General features: G+C 36.8%; 1 pseudogene. It reads left to right on the forward strand.

The window, feature by feature from the left end:
- Positions 1–213, forward strand: a pseudogene (locus B4K20_RS06580) (DNA alkylation repair protein); the annotation flags it as partial.
- Positions 214–692 lie beyond the last annotated feature (479 nt).

Raw genomic sequence — 692 nt, forward strand, 5'->3', positions numbered from 1 at the left:
CGCTTTGTTGGTGCGGGAGGGAAAATAAGCAGAGAAAAAGTATTTAAATGGAAAAATATTCATTTAAGTGAAGGACAATATCTTCAGTTGGAAAAACGACATAGCTTGAAGAAGATTTCGACAAGACAATATTACCCGGGCACACATGAGGTTGAGTGTTTATTAAACGGCCAGTGTGTTGCCCGGGCAAGTTTTGAGTTATTGATGCCTTAACTGGATTAGGACATGATTAGGCCGAAAGCAACAAGTGCTAGCCATGCAACAGACATCACGCAGATTAATGCGGCAAAGTTATCGTGAATATAGTGTTCGATTTTTTCCATAATAGTTCTCCCCTCTGAAAATAGTCTGCTGTCTAAACAGCGTGAGGTTATTATTTATCTACTGTGGATATCGGGCATTGACCTAGATCAAAAATCAATCACTTGCTGAATCGATGCTAATTTATAGGCATAAAAAAAGCCAGTCTAAGACTGGCCTTTTAATAATACGCTGATTGGCTTAGTTGTGATAAAGGCCGTAAGCAATGAGTAGCAGCCAAAATGCAGTAAAGCCCAGAATAATATGTGGAAACTTTTCTATCAGCAATTTATCGATTTTTTTTAACATGTTTTTTTCTCGTAGTTCAATAGGTTATACAATTTTAAACTTATTATTATGGCGCTAAAGATAGCAGTTATTTGGCTTTTATG

Source organism: Methylophaga sp. UBA5088 (assembly GCF_002414625.1).
Taxonomy (GTDB): domain Bacteria; phylum Pseudomonadota; class Gammaproteobacteria; order Nitrosococcales; family Methylophagaceae; genus Methylophaga; species Methylophaga marina.